General features: G+C 67.6%; 19 protein-coding genes. All 19 read right to left on the reverse strand.

From position 1 onward, the window contains the following. Nucleotides 1–171 precede the first annotated feature (171 nt). On the reverse strand, nt 172–1,602 hold the full coding sequence (gene nuoN, locus VGD44_RS01780; protein ID WP_331083250.1) for an NADH-quinone oxidoreductase subunit NuoN: 1,431 nt from the start codon (nt 1,600–1,602) through the stop codon (nt 172–174). Nucleotides 1,603–1,611: 9 nt separating this feature from the next. Continuing rightward, a complete protein-coding gene (locus tag VGD44_RS01785) occupies nt 1,612–3,093 on the reverse strand; it encodes an NADH-quinone oxidoreductase subunit M (protein WP_331083252.1) in 1,482 nt (493 codons plus the stop codon). 7 nt (nt 3,094–3,100) lie between these two features. Next, nucleotides 3,101–5,197: an NADH-quinone oxidoreductase subunit L gene (gene nuoL, locus VGD44_RS01790; protein WP_331083255.1), complete on the reverse strand. Its 2,097-nt coding sequence runs from the start codon at nt 5,195–5,197 to the stop codon at nt 3,101–3,103. 7 nt (nt 5,198–5,204) lie between these two features. After that, on the reverse strand, nt 5,205–5,513 hold the full coding sequence (nuoK, locus tag VGD44_RS01795) for an NADH-quinone oxidoreductase subunit NuoK (protein WP_293361967.1): 309 nt from the start codon (nt 5,511–5,513) through the stop codon (nt 5,205–5,207). Continuing rightward, a complete protein-coding gene (locus VGD44_RS01800) occupies nt 5,510–6,133 on the reverse strand; it encodes an NADH-quinone oxidoreductase subunit J (protein WP_331083260.1) in 624 nt (207 codons plus the stop codon). Before VGD44_RS01800 ends, nuoK begins: the two co-directional genes overlap by 4 nt. A gap of 61 nt (nt 6,134–6,194) precedes the next feature. Beyond that, the gene (gene nuoI, locus VGD44_RS01805; protein WP_331083262.1) at nt 6,195–6,686 is read right to left on the reverse strand and encodes an NADH-quinone oxidoreductase subunit NuoI; all 492 of its coding nucleotides are present in this window, start codon (nt 6,684–6,686) and stop codon (nt 6,195–6,197) included. Beyond that, entirely contained in the window at nt 6,686–6,886 is a 201-nt protein-coding gene (locus tag VGD44_RS01810; RefSeq protein WP_331083264.1) for a hypothetical protein, read from the reverse strand. The genes nuoI and VGD44_RS01810 overlap by 1 nt, the downstream gene beginning before the upstream one ends. Beyond that, nucleotides 6,883–7,959, reverse strand: a complete 1,077-nt coding sequence (nuoH, locus tag VGD44_RS01815; protein WP_331083266.1) for an NADH-quinone oxidoreductase subunit NuoH — start codon at nt 7,957–7,959, stop codon at nt 6,883–6,885. The genes VGD44_RS01810 and nuoH overlap by 4 nt, the downstream gene beginning before the upstream one ends. Before the next feature lie 6 nt (nt 7,960–7,965). Continuing rightward, a complete protein-coding gene (nuoG, locus tag VGD44_RS01820) occupies nt 7,966–10,005 on the reverse strand; it encodes an NADH-quinone oxidoreductase subunit NuoG (RefSeq protein ID WP_331083268.1) in 2,040 nt (679 codons plus the stop codon). A 6-nt stretch (nt 10,006–10,011) separates the two neighbouring features. Further along, on the reverse strand, nt 10,012–11,325 hold the full coding sequence (gene nuoF, locus VGD44_RS01825) for an NADH-quinone oxidoreductase subunit NuoF (protein ID WP_331083270.1): 1,314 nt from the start codon (nt 11,323–11,325) through the stop codon (nt 10,012–10,014). 3 nt (nt 11,326–11,328) lie between these two features. Then, on the reverse strand, nt 11,329–11,541 hold the full coding sequence (locus tag VGD44_RS01830) for a hypothetical protein (protein ID WP_331083272.1): 213 nt from the start codon (nt 11,539–11,541) through the stop codon (nt 11,329–11,331). Beyond that, entirely contained in the window at nt 11,538–12,218 is a 681-nt protein-coding gene (gene nuoE, locus VGD44_RS01835; protein ID WP_331083274.1) for an NADH-quinone oxidoreductase subunit NuoE, read from the reverse strand. Before nuoE ends, VGD44_RS01830 begins: the two co-directional genes overlap by 4 nt. Before the next feature lie 7 nt (nt 12,219–12,225). Continuing rightward, nucleotides 12,226–12,576: a nuclear transport factor 2 family protein gene (locus tag VGD44_RS01840; protein WP_331083276.1), complete on the reverse strand. Its 351-nt coding sequence runs from the start codon at nt 12,574–12,576 to the stop codon at nt 12,226–12,228. Continuing rightward, nucleotides 12,573–13,811 (reverse strand): NADH-quinone oxidoreductase subunit D, encoded by a 1,239-nt coding sequence (locus VGD44_RS01845; protein ID WP_331083279.1) that lies wholly within the window; start codon nt 13,809–13,811, stop codon nt 12,573–12,575. The genes VGD44_RS01840 and VGD44_RS01845 overlap by 4 nt, the downstream gene beginning before the upstream one ends. Next, complete coding sequence (locus VGD44_RS01850) at nt 13,808–14,191, reverse strand: hypothetical protein (RefSeq protein WP_331083281.1); 384 nt, start codon at nt 14,189–14,191, stop codon at nt 13,808–13,810. The genes VGD44_RS01845 and VGD44_RS01850 overlap by 4 nt, the downstream gene beginning before the upstream one ends. After that, a complete protein-coding gene (locus VGD44_RS01855) occupies nt 14,188–14,820 on the reverse strand; it encodes an NADH-quinone oxidoreductase subunit C (RefSeq protein WP_331083284.1) in 633 nt (210 codons plus the stop codon). The genes VGD44_RS01850 and VGD44_RS01855 overlap by 4 nt, the downstream gene beginning before the upstream one ends. After that, entirely contained in the window at nt 14,817–15,425 is a 609-nt protein-coding gene (locus VGD44_RS01860) for an NADH-quinone oxidoreductase subunit B family protein (RefSeq protein WP_331083286.1), read from the reverse strand. Before VGD44_RS01860 ends, VGD44_RS01855 begins: the two co-directional genes overlap by 4 nt. Next, nucleotides 15,395–15,772 (reverse strand): NADH-quinone oxidoreductase subunit A, encoded by a 378-nt coding sequence (locus VGD44_RS01865; protein ID WP_331083288.1) that lies wholly within the window; start codon nt 15,770–15,772, stop codon nt 15,395–15,397. Before VGD44_RS01865 ends, VGD44_RS01860 begins: the two co-directional genes overlap by 31 nt. A gap of 312 nt (nt 15,773–16,084) precedes the next feature. Then, complete coding sequence (locus VGD44_RS01870; protein WP_331083290.1) at nt 16,085–17,437, reverse strand: cytochrome P450; 1,353 nt, start codon at nt 17,435–17,437, stop codon at nt 16,085–16,087. Between the last annotated feature and the right edge of the window lie 112 nt (nt 17,438–17,549).

The raw sequence follows: 17,549 nt of genomic DNA on the forward strand, positions 1-17,549 counted from the left end.
GTTGCCCCGGCGCGTCGACCAGGCGCGTCCGCGGCGACCGCGGCCGGCGGTCTGCACCGCCGCCGTGATCCAGACCGGCCCGCCTTCGCCCGCCTCGGCGCGCCGCCGCGCCTCCGCGTTCGTGGAGTCGAGCTCGTCGTAAGCCTCGATCGGCGGGTGCGCGGCCAACCGCTACGCCAGCCCCAGCGCCTGGGCGGCGCGTTGGGCGAGCGGGTTGAGCCAGGTGATCGCCACCAGCACCGCCGGGAAGGCGAACACGGCCGAGGCGAGCGCGATGGCGTTGGCTTCGATCGGCGGCTTGTCGGTGGTCCCGGCGCTGCCGTCGAACCACATCACCTTGATCAGGCGCAGGTAGTAGAAGGCGGCCACGACCGAGCCCACCAGGCCGATTACCGCCGGTACCCAGAGGCCGGCGTCGATGGCGGCCTTGAAGACCACATACTTTGCCCAGAAGCCCGAGAACGGCGGCAGACCGATCGCCGACAGCGCAAAGACCGTCATCGCCAGCGCCAGACCGCGGCGCTCCTTCACCAGGCCCGCCATGTCGTCGATGGTCTCCATCGCCCGGCCCTGCCGCGACAGCGCCGCAAGGCACGCGAAGAAGCCGGTCACGTCGACCATGTAGAGGACCATGAACAGCAGCATGGCCTGCACGCCCTCGGACGTGCCCGAGGCCAGGCCCAGCACCGCGTAGCCGACGTTGGCGATCGAGGAGTAGGCCCACAGGCGCTTGAGGTTCTTCTGCACCAGGCCCGCGAACGCGCCCACCATCACCGAGATCAGGGCGAGGGCCACGAGCACCTGCTGCCACTGCCCGGCCGCGTCGGTGAAGCCGTCGGCCAGCACGCGGGCGAACAGCAGCATGGCGGCCAGCTTCGGCGCGGCGGCGAAGAACGCCACGACCGGCGTCGGCGCGCCCTCGTAGACGTCGGGCGTCCACATGTGGAACGGCGCCGCCGAGATCTTGAACGCCAGGCCGCAGATCACGAAGATCAGGCCGAACAGCAGGCCGGTGTTGGCCTCCGAGCCCGCCGCAGCGGCGATGTCGGGATAGAGGGTTGAGCCCGCGAAGCCGTAGACCAGGCTCGCGCCGTACAGCAGCAGCCCCGACGACAGGGCGCCCAGCACGAAGTACTTGAGACCCGCTTCCGACGCCTTGGCGTTGTCGCGGTGCATCGCCGCCAGCACGTAGAGCGCCAGGCTCTGCAGTTCGACGCCGACGTACAGCGAGATCAGGTCGCCGGACGAGGCCATCATGCCCATACCCAGCGCCGCCAGCAGCACCAGCACAGGGAACTCGAAGGTCTTCACGCCGCGCCGCTCGAACCAGGGCTGGCCCAGCGGGATGGCGACGGCCGAGGCGATGTAGATAGCCACCTTGCCGAAGGTGGCCGCGGCGTCCGAGACGAGGCCGCCGCCAAAGGCGACGCCGAAGTCCTGGGTGGCTGCGGCGACCGCCGCGGCCAGCAGCACCAGCACCCCGCCGGCGCCGACCAGCGCGGTCTGCTTCGGCGCGAACGCGCCCACGATCAGCAGGAGCATGGCTCCCACCGCCAGGATGATCTCGGGATAGGCGAGCGCCAGGTTGGCGGAGATGGTCATCTGGAGCCCCTACCCGCCGATGGCCGCCTGGTAGACCTGCACGAGCTGGTCGACCGACGCCTGGGTCAGGTTGAACACGATGTTGGGCTGCACGCCCATGTAGAGGGTGGCGATGATCAGCGGCGTGAAGATCGCCACCTCACGCCACTCGAGGTCGGTGATGGTTTCGAGCTTGGGGTTGGTGATCGTGCCGAACACCACGCGCCGGTACAGGGTGAGCATGTAGACCGCCGACAGGATCACGCCCGTGGCCGCCAAGATCGCCGTCCAGGTCGAGACCTTGTAGGTCCCGGTCATCGACAGGATCTCGCCTACGAAACCGCTCGTGCCCGGCAGCCCCACATTGCCCATGCTGAAGACCATGAACACCGCCGCGTACCATGGCATGCGCTGCACCAGCCCGCCGTAGAAGTTGATCTCGCGGGTGTGCATGCGGTCGTAGATCACGCCCACGCAGAGGAAGAGCGCGCCCGAGATCACCCCGTGGCTCAGCATCTGGTAGATCGCGCCCTGCTCGCCCTCGGCGTTGCCCGAGAAGATGGCCATGGTCACGAGGCCCATGTGGGCGACCGACGAATAGGCGATCAGCTTCTTCACGTCGGTCTGCCGGAAGGCGACCAGCGAGGTGTAGATCACTGCGATCACGCTGAGCGCGAAGATCAGCGGCGTGAACAGCTCCGACGCGTCCGGGAACATCGGCAGCGAGAAGCGCATGAAACCGTAGCCGCCCATCTTCAGCAGGATGCCGGCCAGGATCACGGAGCCTGCCGTCGGCGCCTCGACGTGGGCGTCGGGAAGCCAGGTGTGCACCGGCCACATCGGCATCTTCACCGCGAACGAGGCGAAGAAGGCCAGCCACAGCCAGGTCTGCGCTTCGGGCGTGAAGGGGTACTGCATCAGCTCGGGGATCGAGCTGGTCCCACTGGTCCCGATCATGAACAGGATCGCCGCCAGCATCAGCACCGAGCCCAGCAGCGTGTAGAGGAAGAACTTGAACGCCGCGTACACCCGCCGCGCGCCGCCCCAGATGCCGATGATCAGGAACATCGGGACCAGGCCGAACTCGAAGAAGATGTAGAAGACCACCATGTCGAGCGCGCAGAACACGCCGATCACCAGGGTCTCCAGCACGAGGAAGCAGACCATGTACTCGTGCACGCGCGTCTCGATCGACTTCCACGAGGCGGCGATGCAGAGCGGCATCAGGAACGCGGTCAGCAGCACGAATAGGACCGAGATCCCGTCGACGCCCATCCGGTAGCTGAGGCCCGCGAACCACGGCGCCTCCTCCAGGAACTGGAAGCCCGCGACCTTCGGGTCGAACTGCACGACCAGCAGCACCGACAGCGCCAGCGTCGCCATCGTCGTGACGAGTGCGATCCACTTGGACGCCTCGACGCCGCGCGCCTCGTCCTTGGCGAACGCGCGCAGGACCAAGATCCCGGCGACGCCGATCAGCGGGGCGTAGGTGATGAGGGAGAGAAGCGGCATAGGTCCCTCAGACGTTCCAGGCCCAGAGCGCGTAGGTCAGCAGACCCGCGACGCCCAGCAGCATGACGAAGGCGTAGTGGTAGACGTAGCCGGACTGCAGCCGGCCGGCGCCCTTGCCCACCTGCACCGAGAGCGCCGAGACGCCATCCGGCCCGAGGCCGTCGATGACCTTCTGGTCGCCGCCCTTCCAGAACAGGTCGCCCAGCCACTTCGCCGCGCGGACGAACGTGTGCTGGTAGAGCTCGTCGAAGAACCACTTGTTGTAGAAGAAGACGTAGAGGATGCCGTTGTTGGCCGCGAGCTTCGCGCCCAGGCCCTCACGCCAGATGTACATGTAGGCCGCGACCAGCAGGCCGCCCACCGACACCACCAGCGGCGCCCACACCACCCACAGCGGAGCGTGGTGCTCGGCGCCTTCGGCCGCGTGTTCGGCCGGCAGGTTGAAGATCGCGCCGCGCCAGAACTCGCCGGCGTGCTCGCCGATGAAGTCGTGGTGGAAGAAGAAGCCCGCGCCGATCGCGCCGATCGCCAGCAGGATCAGCGGGATCCGCATCGTCCACGGGCTCTCGTGCGGCAGGTGGTGGCCGTCGCCGTGGTCCGGCTCGGAGTGGCTTTCAACCGTACCCGGATGCTGGTGCTCGTGCTCGTCGTGCACGGGGTCGCCGTGCATGTGGTCGCGGTTGTGCCAGTGGTGCTCGAGGTCCTCAGGTGTCCAGCGGGCGTGGCCGTTGAACGTGAAGAAGGCGACCCGCCACGAGTAGAAGGCGGTCAGGCCGGCCACCAGGATGCCGATCGAGAAGGCGAAGTAGCCCATCGGATGACCCGCCCCGCCGGCCTCGTAGGCGGCGTGGATGATGGCGTCCTTGGAGTAGAAGCCGGCGAAGCCCAGTTCGATCCCCGGGATACCCAGGCCGGTGATGGCGATGGTGCCGATGGTCATCACCGCGAAGGTGATCGGCAGGAACTTGGCCAGCGCCCCATAGCGCCGCATGTCCTGCTCGTGCGCCATGCCGTGGATCACCGAGCCGGCGCCCAGGAACAGCAGCGCCTTGAAGGCCGCGTGCGTGAACAGGTGGAACATCGCCGCCTGGTACGCCCCCACGCCCGCGGCGAAGAACATGTAGCCCAGCTGCGAGCAGGTCGAGTACGCGATCACCCGCTTGATGTCGTTCTGGGTCAGGCCGACGGTCGCGGCGAACAGCGCGGTCACCGCGCCGATTACTGTCACGATATTCTTTGCCACCGGGGCGTATTCGAACATCGGCGAGAGCAGGCAGACCATGTAGACGCCGGCGGTCACCATGGTGGCCGCGTGGATCAGCGCCGACACCGGGGTCGGGCCTTCCATCGCGTCGGGCAGCCAGGTGTGCAGGAAGAACTGCGCCGACTTGCCCATGGCGCCCACGAACAGCAGGGCCGCCGCCAGGTCGATCAGCGAGAAGTGAGCGCCCGCGAAGTCCCAGCCCTGGCCCACGGCCGGGGCGATCAGCGGGAACAGCTTGGCGAACTCGATGGTCCCGAAGGCCCAGTAGACCGTCATGATCCCCAGCGCGAACCCGAAGTCGCCTACGCGGTTCACGACGAACGCCTTGATGGCCGCGTCGTTGGCCGTCGTCTTGTGGTGCCAGAAGCCGATCAGCAGGTAGCTCGCCAGGCCCACGCCTTCCCAGCCGAAGAACAGCTGCATGAAGTCGGCGGCGCTGATCAGGCTCAGCATCGCGAAGGTGAACAGCGACAGGTAGCTGAAGAACCGCGGCTTGCACGGATCGTCCGCCATGTACCCCCACGAATAGAGGTGCACGAGCGACGAGACGGTGGTCACCACCACCAGCATCACCGCCGACAGGCCGTCCAGCCGGAACGCCCAGTTCGAGACGAAGTCGCCGACGTGGATGAACGGCGCATAGGTGACGGTGAAGGGCTCCAGTCCGCCCCAGGTCCACTGGCTGAAGACCACCCACGACAGGACGGCCGACAGCATCAGGAAGCCGGTGGTGACGCTCATCGACGCCTTGTCGCCGATGCGCCTGCCGAACAGGCCCGCGATGGCCGCGCCGATCAGCGGGCCGAACAAGATGATGGTGACGAAGGTTTCTGCGGTCACGGCGCGGTCAGCCCTTCATCATCGAGGCGTCGTCCACGGCGATGTCGCCGCGGTTGCGGAAGAAGGTGACGAGGATCGCCAGGCCCACGGCCGCCTCGGCGGCGGCGACGGTCAGGACGAACATGGCGAAGATCTGCCCCACCACGTTGCCCAGATAGACCGAGAAGGCGACCAGGTTGATGTTCACGGCGAGCAGGATCAGCTCCACCGACATCAGGATGACGATGATGTTCTTGCGGTTCACGAAGATGCCGAAGACGCCGATCGTGAACAGGATCGCGGCGACCGCGAGATAGTGCTCGAGGCCGATGGTCATGCGTCGATCCCTTCGCCAACCTTGGGGTTCGTGAGCTTCATGCCGGTTGCCGGCGTACGCAGCACCTGGTCCATCATCACCTGGCGCTTCACGCCCGGCTTGTGGCGTAGGGTCAGCACGATCGCGCCGATCATCGCCACCAGCAGCACCATGCCGGCCGCCTGGAAGAAGTAGACGTAGTCGGTGTAGAGCACCCGGCCGATCGCCTCGGCGTTGGTCACGTCGACGCCCGCGCCCGACGCCATCGGGGTCACGTTGTCCTTGGCGGCGCCGCGGGTGGCCACGGTCGTCGAGACCACGATCATCTCCGCGGCCAGGAAGCCCGCGATGACCAGACCCAGCGGCATGTAGCGTGCGAAGCCCTGCCGCAGCGACGCGAAGTCCACGTCCAGCATCATGACGACGAACAGGAAGAGCACCGCGACGGCGCCCACGTAGACCACCACCAAGAGCATCGCCAGGAACTCCGCGCCCATCAGGACGAAGAGGCCGGCGGCCGAGAAGAAGGCCAGGATCAGCCACAGCACCGAGTGCACCGGGTTGCGGGCTGAAACCACGCAGAATCCGGCCGCAACGGTCACCGCCGCCATCAGGTAGAATGCGATCGCCTGTAGGGCCATTTCGGCTCTCTGAAGTCCCTCGAATTACGCTCAGGTCGGGCGGCGGAATCGCGCCGCGGGTTTAGCGGTACGGCGCGTCCAGTTCCAGATTCTTCGCGATCTCCCGCTCCCAGCGGTCGCCGTTATCCAGCAGGCGCTCCTTGTCGTAGTAGAGCTCCTCGCGTGTCTCGACGGCGAACTCCAGGTTCGGGCCCTCCACGATCGCGTCCACCGGGCAGGCCTCCTGGCACAGGCCGCAGTAGATGCACTTCACCATATCGATGTCGTAGCGGGTGGTCCGGCGGCTGCCGTCCTCGCGCGGTTCGGCCTCGATCGTGATCGCCTGCGCCGGGCAGATGGCCTCGCACAGCTTGCAGGCGATGCAGCGCTCTTCGCCGTTGGGATAGCGGCGCAGCGCGTGCTCGCCGCGGAAGCGCGGGCTCTGCGGATTGCGCTCGTGCGGGTACTGCACGGTCTTCTTCGGCGCGACCATGTACTTCATGCCGAGCCCGAAGGCCCCCAGGAAGTCCATCAGCGCCGCGCCTTTCAGCGCCTGTCCGATCCGGTTCAGCATCAGTTCTTCTCGCAGGCGTAGTCGTCGAGGAATTGCGGGTCGCCGTTCTTCTGCAGCTTCAGCGAACCGCCCTTGGCGGCGCAGGCCTGCTGCGCCTTCTTCAGGTCGTCGTAGGTCGCCACGCCGCCCGCCTGGCCGAAGCCCGCGCCGCTCGCGCAGGCCGTCAGGGCCAGGGCGGCCAGGATCGCGAGCGCCCTCATGTCGGCAGCCCCGTGTAGACCCGCCAACCGGCCACGACGGCCACGGCCACCAGCGAGGTCGGCAGGAACACCTTCCAGCCCAGCCGCATCAGCTGGTCATAGCGGTAGCGGGGCACGATCGAGCGGACCATGGCGTTCATGAAGAACACGAAGAAGGTCTTCGCGGCGTAGAAGAACAGGCCGTGCAGGCCCACCAGCCACGCCGGCCAGGCGGCGAGGTACGGCGTCGGCCAGGGCGCGTTCCAGCCGCCCAGGAACAGCACCGCCATCAGGCCGCTCATCAGCACGATGTTCGCCGTCTCGGCCAGGTAGAACAGCATGTACGGCGTGGAGCCGTATTCCACCGCATAGCCGGCCACGAGCTCGGACTCCGCCTCGGGCAGGTCGAACGGCGGACGGTTGGTCTCCGCCAGGCCCGAGATGAAGAAGATCACGCCCATCGGGAACATGATCAGGATCAGCGGCCAGTTGGTCTGCCAACTGGGACCGCCGCCGAACATGAACCAGTGCCAGAACCCGCCGGCCTGCGCCTCGGTGATCTGGTTCAGGTTCATCGATCCGGCCAGCAGGATCACGGTGATGATCACGAAGCCGATCGAGACCTCGTAGCTCACCATCTGCGCCGCCGAGCGCAGCGACCCCAGGAACGGGTACTTCGAGTTCGACGCCCAGCCGCCCATGATGATGCCGTAGACGCCCATCGAGCTGACGGCGAACAGGTAGAGGATGCCGACGTTGATGTTCGACACGGCCCAGCCGGGCGCAATCGGCATTACCGCCCAGGCGCCCAGCGCCAAGGTCACGCTGATCAGCGGGGCCAGCAGGTAGACCGCCTTGTCGGCCCCCGCCGGGATGACCAACTCCTTGATCAGGAACTTGCCCAGGTCGGCGAAGGACTGCAGCAGGCCGAACGGGCCCACCACGTTGGGACCCTTCCGCGCCTGGACGCCGGCGAAGATCTTGCGGTCGCCGTAGATGACGAAGGCGATCGTCAGCAAGAGGACGACGGTGACGGCCAGGATGTGGGCCACCGTGATGATCGTCCAGCCGATCGGGGTGCTCCAGAATTCCATGCGCCCCTACTCCGCCGCGATCTTGGCCGCGCCCGAGGCGAGCGCGGCGCATTCCGCCATCGTCGTGCTGGCGCGCGCGATGGGGTTCGAAAGGTAGAAGCTGCGGACCGCGCTGGCGAACGGCGCTTCGGAGAGCTCGCCCTTCTTGCCCAGGGCCGCGAAGTCCACCGCTGCGGCCGTCTCCGGCACGTAGTCGATACGGCCGAAAGTCGGATGGTCGGCGAACAGCTTGGCGCGCAGCTGGTCCAGGCTGTCGTACGGCAGCTTCGCGCCCAGGCGTTCCGAGAGCGCCCGCAGGATCGACCAGTCTTCCTTCGCCTCGCCCTTCGGGAACACCGCGCGGAAGCCCATCTGCACCCGGCCCTCGGTGTTGACGTAGAGGCCGTTCTTCTCGGTATAGGCCGCGCCCGGCAGGATCACGTCGGCGCGGTGCGCGCCGGCGTCGCCGTGGGTGCCCAGGTAGACGACGAAGGCGTCGCTCTTTGAGAGGTCGATCTCGTCGGCGCCCAGCAGGAACAGCACGTCCGCGCCACCCTTCTGCACCAGCTCTGCCGCGGTCTTGCCACCCGCCGCGGGCGTGAAGCCCAGGTCCAGGCCGCCCACCCGACTCGCCGCCGAGTGCAGCACGTTCCAGGTCATGCCGAACGTCTTGGCCGCATTGGCCGCCGCCGCCAGCACCGCGGTGCTGTCGGCGCGGTTCAGCGCGCCCGCGCCCACGATGATCGCCGGCGCCTTCGCGTTCTTCAGCGCGTCCGCGAACCCGCCCTTCGCGCGGCCCAGGCCCGACAGCGCGCCGGGGCCCACGCCAAGATGGTCGTAGGCATAGGTCAGGTCAGCGGCCTCGCCGATCACACCGACCCTGAGCGCGCCGGCCAGCCAGCGCTTGCGCAGTCGCGCGTTCAGCACCGGAGCCTCGAGGCGCGGATTGACCCCAACCAAGAGGACGACGTCCGCGTTTTCAATGCCTTGGATCGACGAGTTGAACAGCCAGCTCTCGCGCTGCCCGCCGCCCAGCACCATGCCGTCCTGCCGGCAGTCCAGGCTCTTCACGCCCATGCCGCCGAACAGGTCCAGCGCGGCCTTCATCGACTCGGCGTCCTGCAGGTCGCCGGCGATCACGCCCACGCGGTCCGGGTTCGCCGCCTTCAGCTTCGCGGCGACGGCGTCCAGGGCCTCGCCCCAGGTCGCCGCGCGCAGCCTGCCGCCCTCGCGCACGAACGGCCGGTCCAGCCTTTGGCGGGAGAGCCCGTCGACCGCATAGCGGGTCTTGTCCGAGATCCATTCCTCGTTGACCGCCTCGTGGGTGCGCGGCAGCACGCGCAGCACCGCCGGCCCGCGCGCGTCGACGCGGATCGCCGAGCCCAGCGCGTCCATGACGTCCACGCTCTCGGTCTTCTTCAGCTCCCAGGGCCGGGCGTTGAACGCGTACGGCTTCGACGTCAGCGCGCCCACCGGGCACAGGTCGATGACGTTGGCGCTCAGCTCCGACGCTACGGCCTTGTCGAGATAGGTCGTGATTTCAACGTCTTCGCCGCGGGAGATGAGGCCGATGTCCGGCACGCCCGCCACCTCGGTGATGAAGCGGACGCAGCGCGTGCACTGGATGCAGCGGGTCATGACCGTCTTGATCAACGGCCCCATGTACTTCTCTTCGACCGCCCGCTTGTTGTCGGCATAGCGGCTGTCGTCGCGGCCATAGCCCATGGCCTGGTCCTGCAGGTCGCACTCGCCGCCCTGGTCGCAGATCGGGCAGTCCAGCGGGTGGTTGATAAGCAGGAACTCCATCACCCCGTGGCGCGCCTTCTTCACCATCGGCGTGTCGGTGAAGATCTCTTGCCCCTCGGCGGCCGGCAGCGCGCACGACGCCTGCGGCTTCGGCGGACCGGGCTTCACCTCGACCAGGCACATGCGGCAGTTGCCGGCGATGCTCAGCCGCTCGTGGTAGCAGAACCGCGGGATCTCCTTGCCGGCCAGCTCGCAGACCTGGAGGACGTTCATCCCCGGCTCGAACTCGACCTCGACCCCGTCGACCTTGGCGATAGGCATAGTCGTCTACTCCGCCGCGATGGTGGCGCCGGCGTAGGAGCCCTTGCGCGCGCGGTAGGTGTTGATGCGGTCCTCCACCTCGTGGCGGAAGTGACGGAACAGGCCCTGGATCGGCCACGCAGCCGCGTCGCCCAGGCCGCAGATGGTGTGGCCCTCGACCTGAGACGCCACGTCCAGCAGGAGGTCGATCTCGGACATCTCGGCCTCGCCGGTGACCATCCGCTCCATGACCCGCCACATCCAGCCGGTGCCTTCGCGGCACGGCGTGCACTGGCCGCAGCTCTCGTGCTTGTAGAAGTAGGCCGCCCGGGCGATCGCCTTCACGAGGTCGGCGTCCTTGTCGAACACGATCATGGTGCCGGTGCCGAGACCTGAGCCGCGCTGGGCCAGGTCCTCGTAGGTCATGATCGCCTCGTCGCACTGGTCGGCCGGGATCATCCGCACCGAAATCCCGCCCGGGATCACGGCCTTCAGGTTGCCCCAGCCGCCGCGCACGCCGCCGAAGTGGTCCTCGATCAGCTGTTTCACGCTGATGCCGACCGCGTCCTCGACCACGCAGGGCTTGTTCAGGTGGCCCGAGCCGGCGAACAGCTTGGTGCCCGTCGACTTCTCGGTGCCGAACTGCGCGAACCAGTCGGCGCCGCGGCGCAGGATGGTGCCCACCACCGCGATGGTCTCGACGTTGTTCACCGTGGTCGGGCAGCCGTAGATGCCGGCGCCCGCCGGGAACGGCGGCTTCAGGCGCGGCTGGCCCTTCTTGCCCTCGAAGCTCTCCATCAGGGCGGTCTCGTCGCCGCAGATGTAGGCCCCGCCGCCATGCTGCAGGCCGACGTCGACGTCGTAGCCGAGGATCGAGCCCTTCCCGATCAGCTTGGCGTCATAGGCTTGCCTGATCGCCGCCGTCAGGCGCTCGCGCTCGTGCACGTACTCGCCGCGGATGTAGATGTAGGCTTGGTGCGAGCGCATGGCCCGGCACGCGATCACGCAGCCTTCGATCAAGAGGTGCGGGTCGTTGCGCAGGATGTCGCGGTCCTTGCAGGCGCCCGGCTCGGACTCGTCGGCGTTGACCAGCAGGTAGTGCGGTCGCTCGCTCTCCTGCTTGGGCATGAAGGTCCACTTCAGGCCGGTGGCGAAGCCCGCGCCGCCGCGGCCGCGCAGGCCCGACGCCTTGATCTGGTCGCAGATCCACTCCGGCGTCTGGGACACGATGTCCTTCGTGCCGTTCCATGCGCCGCGCGCCTTCGCGCCCTCCAGGGTCCAATCGTGGAGCCCGTAGAGGTTCAGGAAGATGCGGTCCTTGTCGGCCAGGATGCCAACCACGTTCTAGCTTCCTTTTCCGGGGCCCTTGAGGCCCGCGATGAACCAGATCTGCGTCGCGAAGCCGCCCAGCAGCGCCACGACGAACACGATGAGCGCCCAGCTGAGCTGGAGCTGGAAGTAGGCCACGATCGAGCCGATCGCGATCAGCGCGGCCAGCACGTTCGCGACCATCATGATGGTCCGACGCTTCTTGATGGTGGCGACGTCCAGGCTCATGCCGGGGCCTTCACCTTCCCAGGCGCCTCGGGCGGCAGGTTGGGGATCTTGATTTTCTTCCCCAGCGAGCCGTCGTAGAGCCTCTTGTCGGTCAGCGTCGTCGGCCCGCCTTCCGGCGCCGAGCCCTGGCGGCCGATGGCCGAGCCGGGCTTGGGCGTCTTGCCGGCGGCGAAGTCGTCCAGCAGCTTCTCGAAGGTCTCCGGCGTGAGATCCTCGTAGTAGTAGTCGTTGATCGCCGCCATCGGCGCGTTCGCGCACGCGCCCAGGCACTCGACTTCCTGCCAGTAGAACTTGCCGTCCGCCGACTTGTGGTTCTGCGCGCCGATGCGGCGCTTGCAGACGGCCATCAGGGCTTCCGAGCCGCGGGTCTGACATGGCGTCGTGCCGCACACCTGCACCAGCGCATGCGTGCCCACCGGCTCCAGCATGAACATGGTGTAGAAGGTCGCCACCTCCAGCACCCGGATCACCGGCATGCCGAGCAGCTCCGCCACGGCGCGGATCGCGGGCTCGGAGATCCAGCCCTCCTGCTTCTGGACCAGCCACAGCACCGGCACGACAGCCGACTGCTGCTTTCCCGCCGGGAAGTTGGCCATCCAGGCCTGCGCCTTCTTCAGCGTGTCCTTGCTGAACTCGAAGCTGGCCGGCTGGACGGGCGAAAGACGACGGACGCTCACGCGGGCCTCACTTCACAAAGTCCACGCGGGCAATCTTGCCGCCCGCGAAGGAGTAGATGGCGCACACCTCGAACACCTCGCCGCCCGGAGCGCGGGTCACGTGCTCGTGGTCCACCACGTGCGCGCCCACGACGGCCCGGTGCAGCAGGCGCGCATGGTTCTGCGGGAAATCGGCAAACAGCTTGGCGTGGCGCTCGCGGATCGCCGCCAGGCCGCGCGTGTGCGTCTCGCCGCCATAGGCGCCCAGCTCGGCGTCGTCCGCATAGAACGCGCAGAATGCGTCGAGGTCCTGGGCGTTGTAGGCCTCGAGCTGGCCCTGGACCGCGTCGGCGGGGGAAAGGGTCGCGTTGGCCGTCAACGGTCGATCTCCCCGAACACGATGTCGAGCGAACCTAAGATGGCGGAGACGTCGGCCAGCATGTGGCCGCGGTTCATCCAGTCCATCGCCTGCAGGTGCGGGTAACCCGGCGCGCGGATCTTCGCCCGGTACGGCTTGTTGGTGCCGTCGCTCACCAGATAGACGCCGAATTCGCCCTTCGGCGCCTCGACGGCGGCGTAGACCTCGCCCGGCGGGGTCCGGTAGCCCTCGGTGAACAGCTTGAAGTGGTGGATCAGCGCTTCCATCGAGCGCTTCATCTCGCCCCGACGCGGCGCGGCGATCTTGTTGTCGTCGACCAGCACCGGGCCCGGCGCCTTCAAGAGCGCGTCGCAGCACTGCTTCATGATCTTGGTCGACTCCCGCATCTCCTGCATGCGGCAGAGGTAGCGGTCGTAGCAGTCGCCGTTCACGCCGACCGGAATGTCGAATTCCATGTCGTTGTAGGCCGCATAGGGCTGCGAACGGCGCAGGTCCCAGGCGATGCCCGAGCCGCGCACCATCACGCCCGAGAAGCTGCGCGCGATCGCGTCCTCGCGCTTCACCACGCCGATGTCGACGTTGCGCTGCTTGAAGATGCGGTTGTTGCCGAACAGGCCCTCGAGGTCGTCGCAGACCTTCGGGAAGTGGTCGCACCAGTCGCTGATGTCCCGCACCAGCGCTTCCGGCAGGTCCTGCCGCACGCCGCCGACGCGATAGTAGTTGGCGTGCATCCGGGCGCCCGACGCGCGCTCGTAGAACACCATCAGCTTCTCGCGCTCTTCGAACCCCCACAGCGGGGGCGTGAGCGCGCCGACGTCCATCGCCTGGGTCGTGACGTTCAGGAGGTGGTTCAGGATTCGGCCGATCTCGTCATAGAGCGTGCGGATCAGGAGGCCCCGGTACGGGACCTCGACGCCGATCAGCTTCTCGATCGCCAGGCAGTACGCGTGCTCCTGGTTCATGGGCGCGACGTAGTCGAGGCGGTCCATGTACGGGATCGTCTGCTGATAGGGCCGGGCCTCCATCAGCTTCTCTGTGCCGCGGTGCAGGAGGCCGATGTGCGGGTCCACCCGCTCCACGATCTCGCCGTCGAGTTCCAGCACGAGCCGGAGCACGCCGTGCGCCGCCGGGTGCTGCGGGCCGAAGTTGATGTTGAACTTGCGGACGGGGGTTTCGCCCTTCACGTCGGGCGCGAAGAAGTCGGTGGCCGTGGCCGGTTGGTTGTCGCCGGTCATGGCTTCACCTCAGCGGTCTTTTCCACGCGCTCCGCAAACGGGCGCAGGCGCGTACACACGGAGAGGGCCGTGGCGAGGATGGTCTTCTGCCCGGCGGCGTCCTTGCCGGTCAGGTCGCTGTCGAGTGCGGCTTGCGAGCTCGCCACCAGCGCGGCGCGCTTTTCCGCATCCGTCTCGACCCGCTCGAAGGCGCTACGCCAGAAGGAGGCCGCCTCTCCGGCCTGCGCGCGGGCGTCGTCCGCCACGTCCGCGCGGCCCTGATACATGACGGCGCTGATCTGGCAGCCGGCCGCCCAGCGCGGGAGGTCGTCCTGCGCCATGGAGGGGGTCGCCACCGCGAGGCCCATCATCGCCAAGGGGGAAAGGATCGCGGCCCTCACTTGGCCCCTCCGGCCTTGCTCTTCTCATCCCCGGGCAGCAGGGCGGCGAAGCCCTTCTCCGCGCCTTCCCAGGGCGACAGGAAGTCCCAGTTGCGCCACTCGACCGACTTCACGGGCTCGTAGACCACCCGCTTCAGCTCTTCGTCGTAGCGGACCTCGACGTAGCCGGTCATCGGGAAGTCCTTCCGCAGCGGGTGGCCGTGGAAGCCGTAGTCGGTGAGGATCCGGCGCAGGTCCGGGTGCCCGTCGAAGAAGATGCCATACATGTCGAACGCCTCGCGCTCGAACCAGTCGGCGGCCACGAACACGCCCACCACCGACGGCACCGCGGTGTCCTCGTCGGTCATGACGGAGATCCGGACGCGCCGGTTCTTGGTCATCGACAAGAGGTGGTAGACCACGTCGAAGCGCAGCGGCCGTTCGGGGTAATCCACGCCGCACAGGTCCACCAACTGGTGGAAGCCCTGCACGTCGCGCAGATAGGTCAGCGCCTCGACGATCTTGCTCGCCGGCGCCTTCAGGTTCAGCTCGCCGTACGCCACGTCGGCGCCGGTGATGACGCCCTTGGCTTCCTTGAGGATCGCCTTGCCGAGCTTCGAAAGCTCGCTGTCGGAAACGGGCCAGCTCATCGGACGATGGTCCCCGTCCGGCGGATCTTCTTCTGCAGCTGCAGCACGCCGTAGACCAGCGCCTCGGCGGTCGGCGGGCAGCCGGGCACGTACACGTCCACCGGCACGATCCGGTCGCAGCCGCGCACCGTCGAATAGCTGAAGTAGTAGTAGCCGCCGCCGTTGGCGCAGCTACCCATCGAGATCACGTATCTAGGCTCCGGCATCTGGTCGTAGACCTTGCGCAGCGCCGGAGCCATCTTGTTCACCAGCGTGCCGGCCACGATCATCACGTCGCTCTGTCGGGGGCTCGCGCGCGGCGCGAAGCCGTAGCGCTCCAGGTCGTAGCGCGGCATCGACGCCTGCATCATCTCGACGGCGCAGCACGCCAGGCCGAACGTCATCCACATCAGCGAGCCCGTGCGGGCCCAGGTGATCAGGTCGTCGACGCTGGCGGTCACGAAGCCCTTGTCAGCCAGCCGCTGCGAGACGCCGTCGAAGAACGGATCGTGCTTCTTGGGGTCGTAGCCCTCCACCGCGCTACGGCCCGCCGCGCCTGCAGGAACGACCACGGAATTCTGGCCCGGGGGAACGATCACTCCCATTCCAGGGCTCCCTTCTTCCACTCGTACACGAAGCCCACGGTCAGGACGCCCAGGAACGACATCATCGACCAGAAGGCGAACTTGGCGACGTCCGGCGGCAGCTTCATCAGCGCCACGGCCCACGGGAACAGGAACGCCACTTCCAGGTCGAAGATGATGAACAGGATCGAGACAAGGTAGAACCGGACGTCGAACTTCATCCGCGCGTCGTCGAAGGCGTTGAAGCCGCATTCGTAGGACGAGAGCTTCTCCGGGTCCGGCGCCTTCGGAGCGAGCACCGTGGCGAAGAGAATGAAGACAATGCCCAACACCGCCGCGATCCCCAGGAAGATCGCGATGGGCAGGTACTCGAGCAGAAAGGCGTTCATGGAGTCTCCGGCGGGAGTCGCGGCGCCCTTCTAGACCGATCATCCGGGCGTTTCAAACAGGCCTTGTGCGACGCGAAATGACGCGGTTCCGATCCTCTGCGAATGCGTCTCAGTTGCCATTGAGGCGCTGCTTTTCTTGGCCTCCTCCTCGATGGAGGAGGGTTGGGTGGAGGTGTGGCCGCCGAGATGAGGAGTTGGCGCGAGTGGGCGCCGGCGCCGACCCACACCACGCCTTCGACGCGGCTGACACACCTCCATCCCCGCCCTTCCTCCATCGAGGAGGAAGGGAGAGCACAGTCGGCCCACACCGGCTCAGACCCGCTCCACCACCAGCGGCATCCCGCCCGCCGGACGCAGCGTGAAGTCGGCCAGCGGATCCACCGAGCGCCCCGGCGCCGGCGCAAACCGCAGCTCGGTGAGCCAGCGCGACAGGATCAGGAGGGCCTCCGATTGGGCGAATCCCATGCCGATGCAGATGCGCGGGCCCGCGCCGAACGGGATGTACTGGTAGCGGTGGCGGCCCGCCTTGGCCTCGGGGTCGAAGTTCTCCGGGTTGAACAGGTCGGGCTCGTCCCACAGCGCCTTGTGCCGGTGCAGCACCCAGGGCCAGACGGTGATCATGTCGCCCTTGCGGACCTTCTGGCCGCACAGCTCGTCGTCGCCCAGCGCCTCGCGGTCGATCCGGTGGGCGGGCGGATAGAGCCGCAACGTCTCCTCCCACACCATCTTCAGGTAGGGCAGCCTGGCCACGACCTGAGCCGGGTCGCCGATCGCCCAGGCAGCTTGCGCCTCCTCGCGGGCCCAGTCCTGCGCCTGGGCGTCGCCGGCCAGCAGGTACAGCGCCCATGCCAGCGCGTTGGCCGTCGTCTCGTGCCCGGCCACGAAGAAGGTCATGGCGTTGTCCAAGGTGAGCTGGATCGCCTCGTCGCGCGGGTGCTCGGCCAGGAAGGCCCGGTAGAGCCGGGTGACGAAGTCCTCCGGCGGGTCGGGCGCGTCGGCGCGCCTATGTATGAAGGCCGCCATCCGCCGCACCAGCATGCGCCGCGCCCAGCGCGCCCGCCGCTGCGCCGGCGCGATGTCCAGCATGTCCAGGCCGACCAGCATGCCGAGGCGCAGTTCGCCCATCCCGGTCATCATATCGCGCACGTAGGTCGAGGCCTCGTCGAACGGCATGCCGGTCTGGCCCGAGTAGAGCGCCTCGTCGATCACCTCCAGGGTGGTCCGCGTGGCCTCGGCCGCCATGTCCACGATGCCGCCGTCGCCGGGCGTGCGGTCGCAGCTCCGCTCGGCCAGCTTTGCGAACAACGGCGCCGCGGCCGCCACGGCCTGCGGCGTGAACGTCCCGGCCATCAGCCGCCGTTGCGTCCGCCATTCCTCGCCCTCGGCATTGAGCAACCCTTCGCCCAGGAGCGGATGCAGCATTCTCTTGACGAACGCCGGCCGGCGGTAGTTCGCGGCGTTGTCCAGGAACACCCGCTTGATCGCCTCGGGATCGTTGATCCCGTGATAGGTGAACTGCAGCACCTTCAGTCGCCGATAAGTCCGCTCGAACGCGTCCCGGGGGATCGCCGTCAACTGGTTGCGCGCCATGCGCGGGTTGAACAGCATGGGGAGGATGCCGGGATCGCGCTCGAGCGGCTCCGGCGCACTCGGCCGGAATCTCACAGGCGGCCCTCTCAAAGTAGAGGATTGGGCAAGGGTGTAGCTAAGGCTGGCGTCGGTCATCTGCGGGGAGGCTTCCGTTCGACGCCCGGGAACATCAGCGCATTGCGGCCTT

Source organism: Phenylobacterium sp., from assembly GCF_036402295.1.
Classification (GTDB): Bacteria; Pseudomonadota; Alphaproteobacteria; order Caulobacterales; family Caulobacteraceae; genus Phenylobacterium.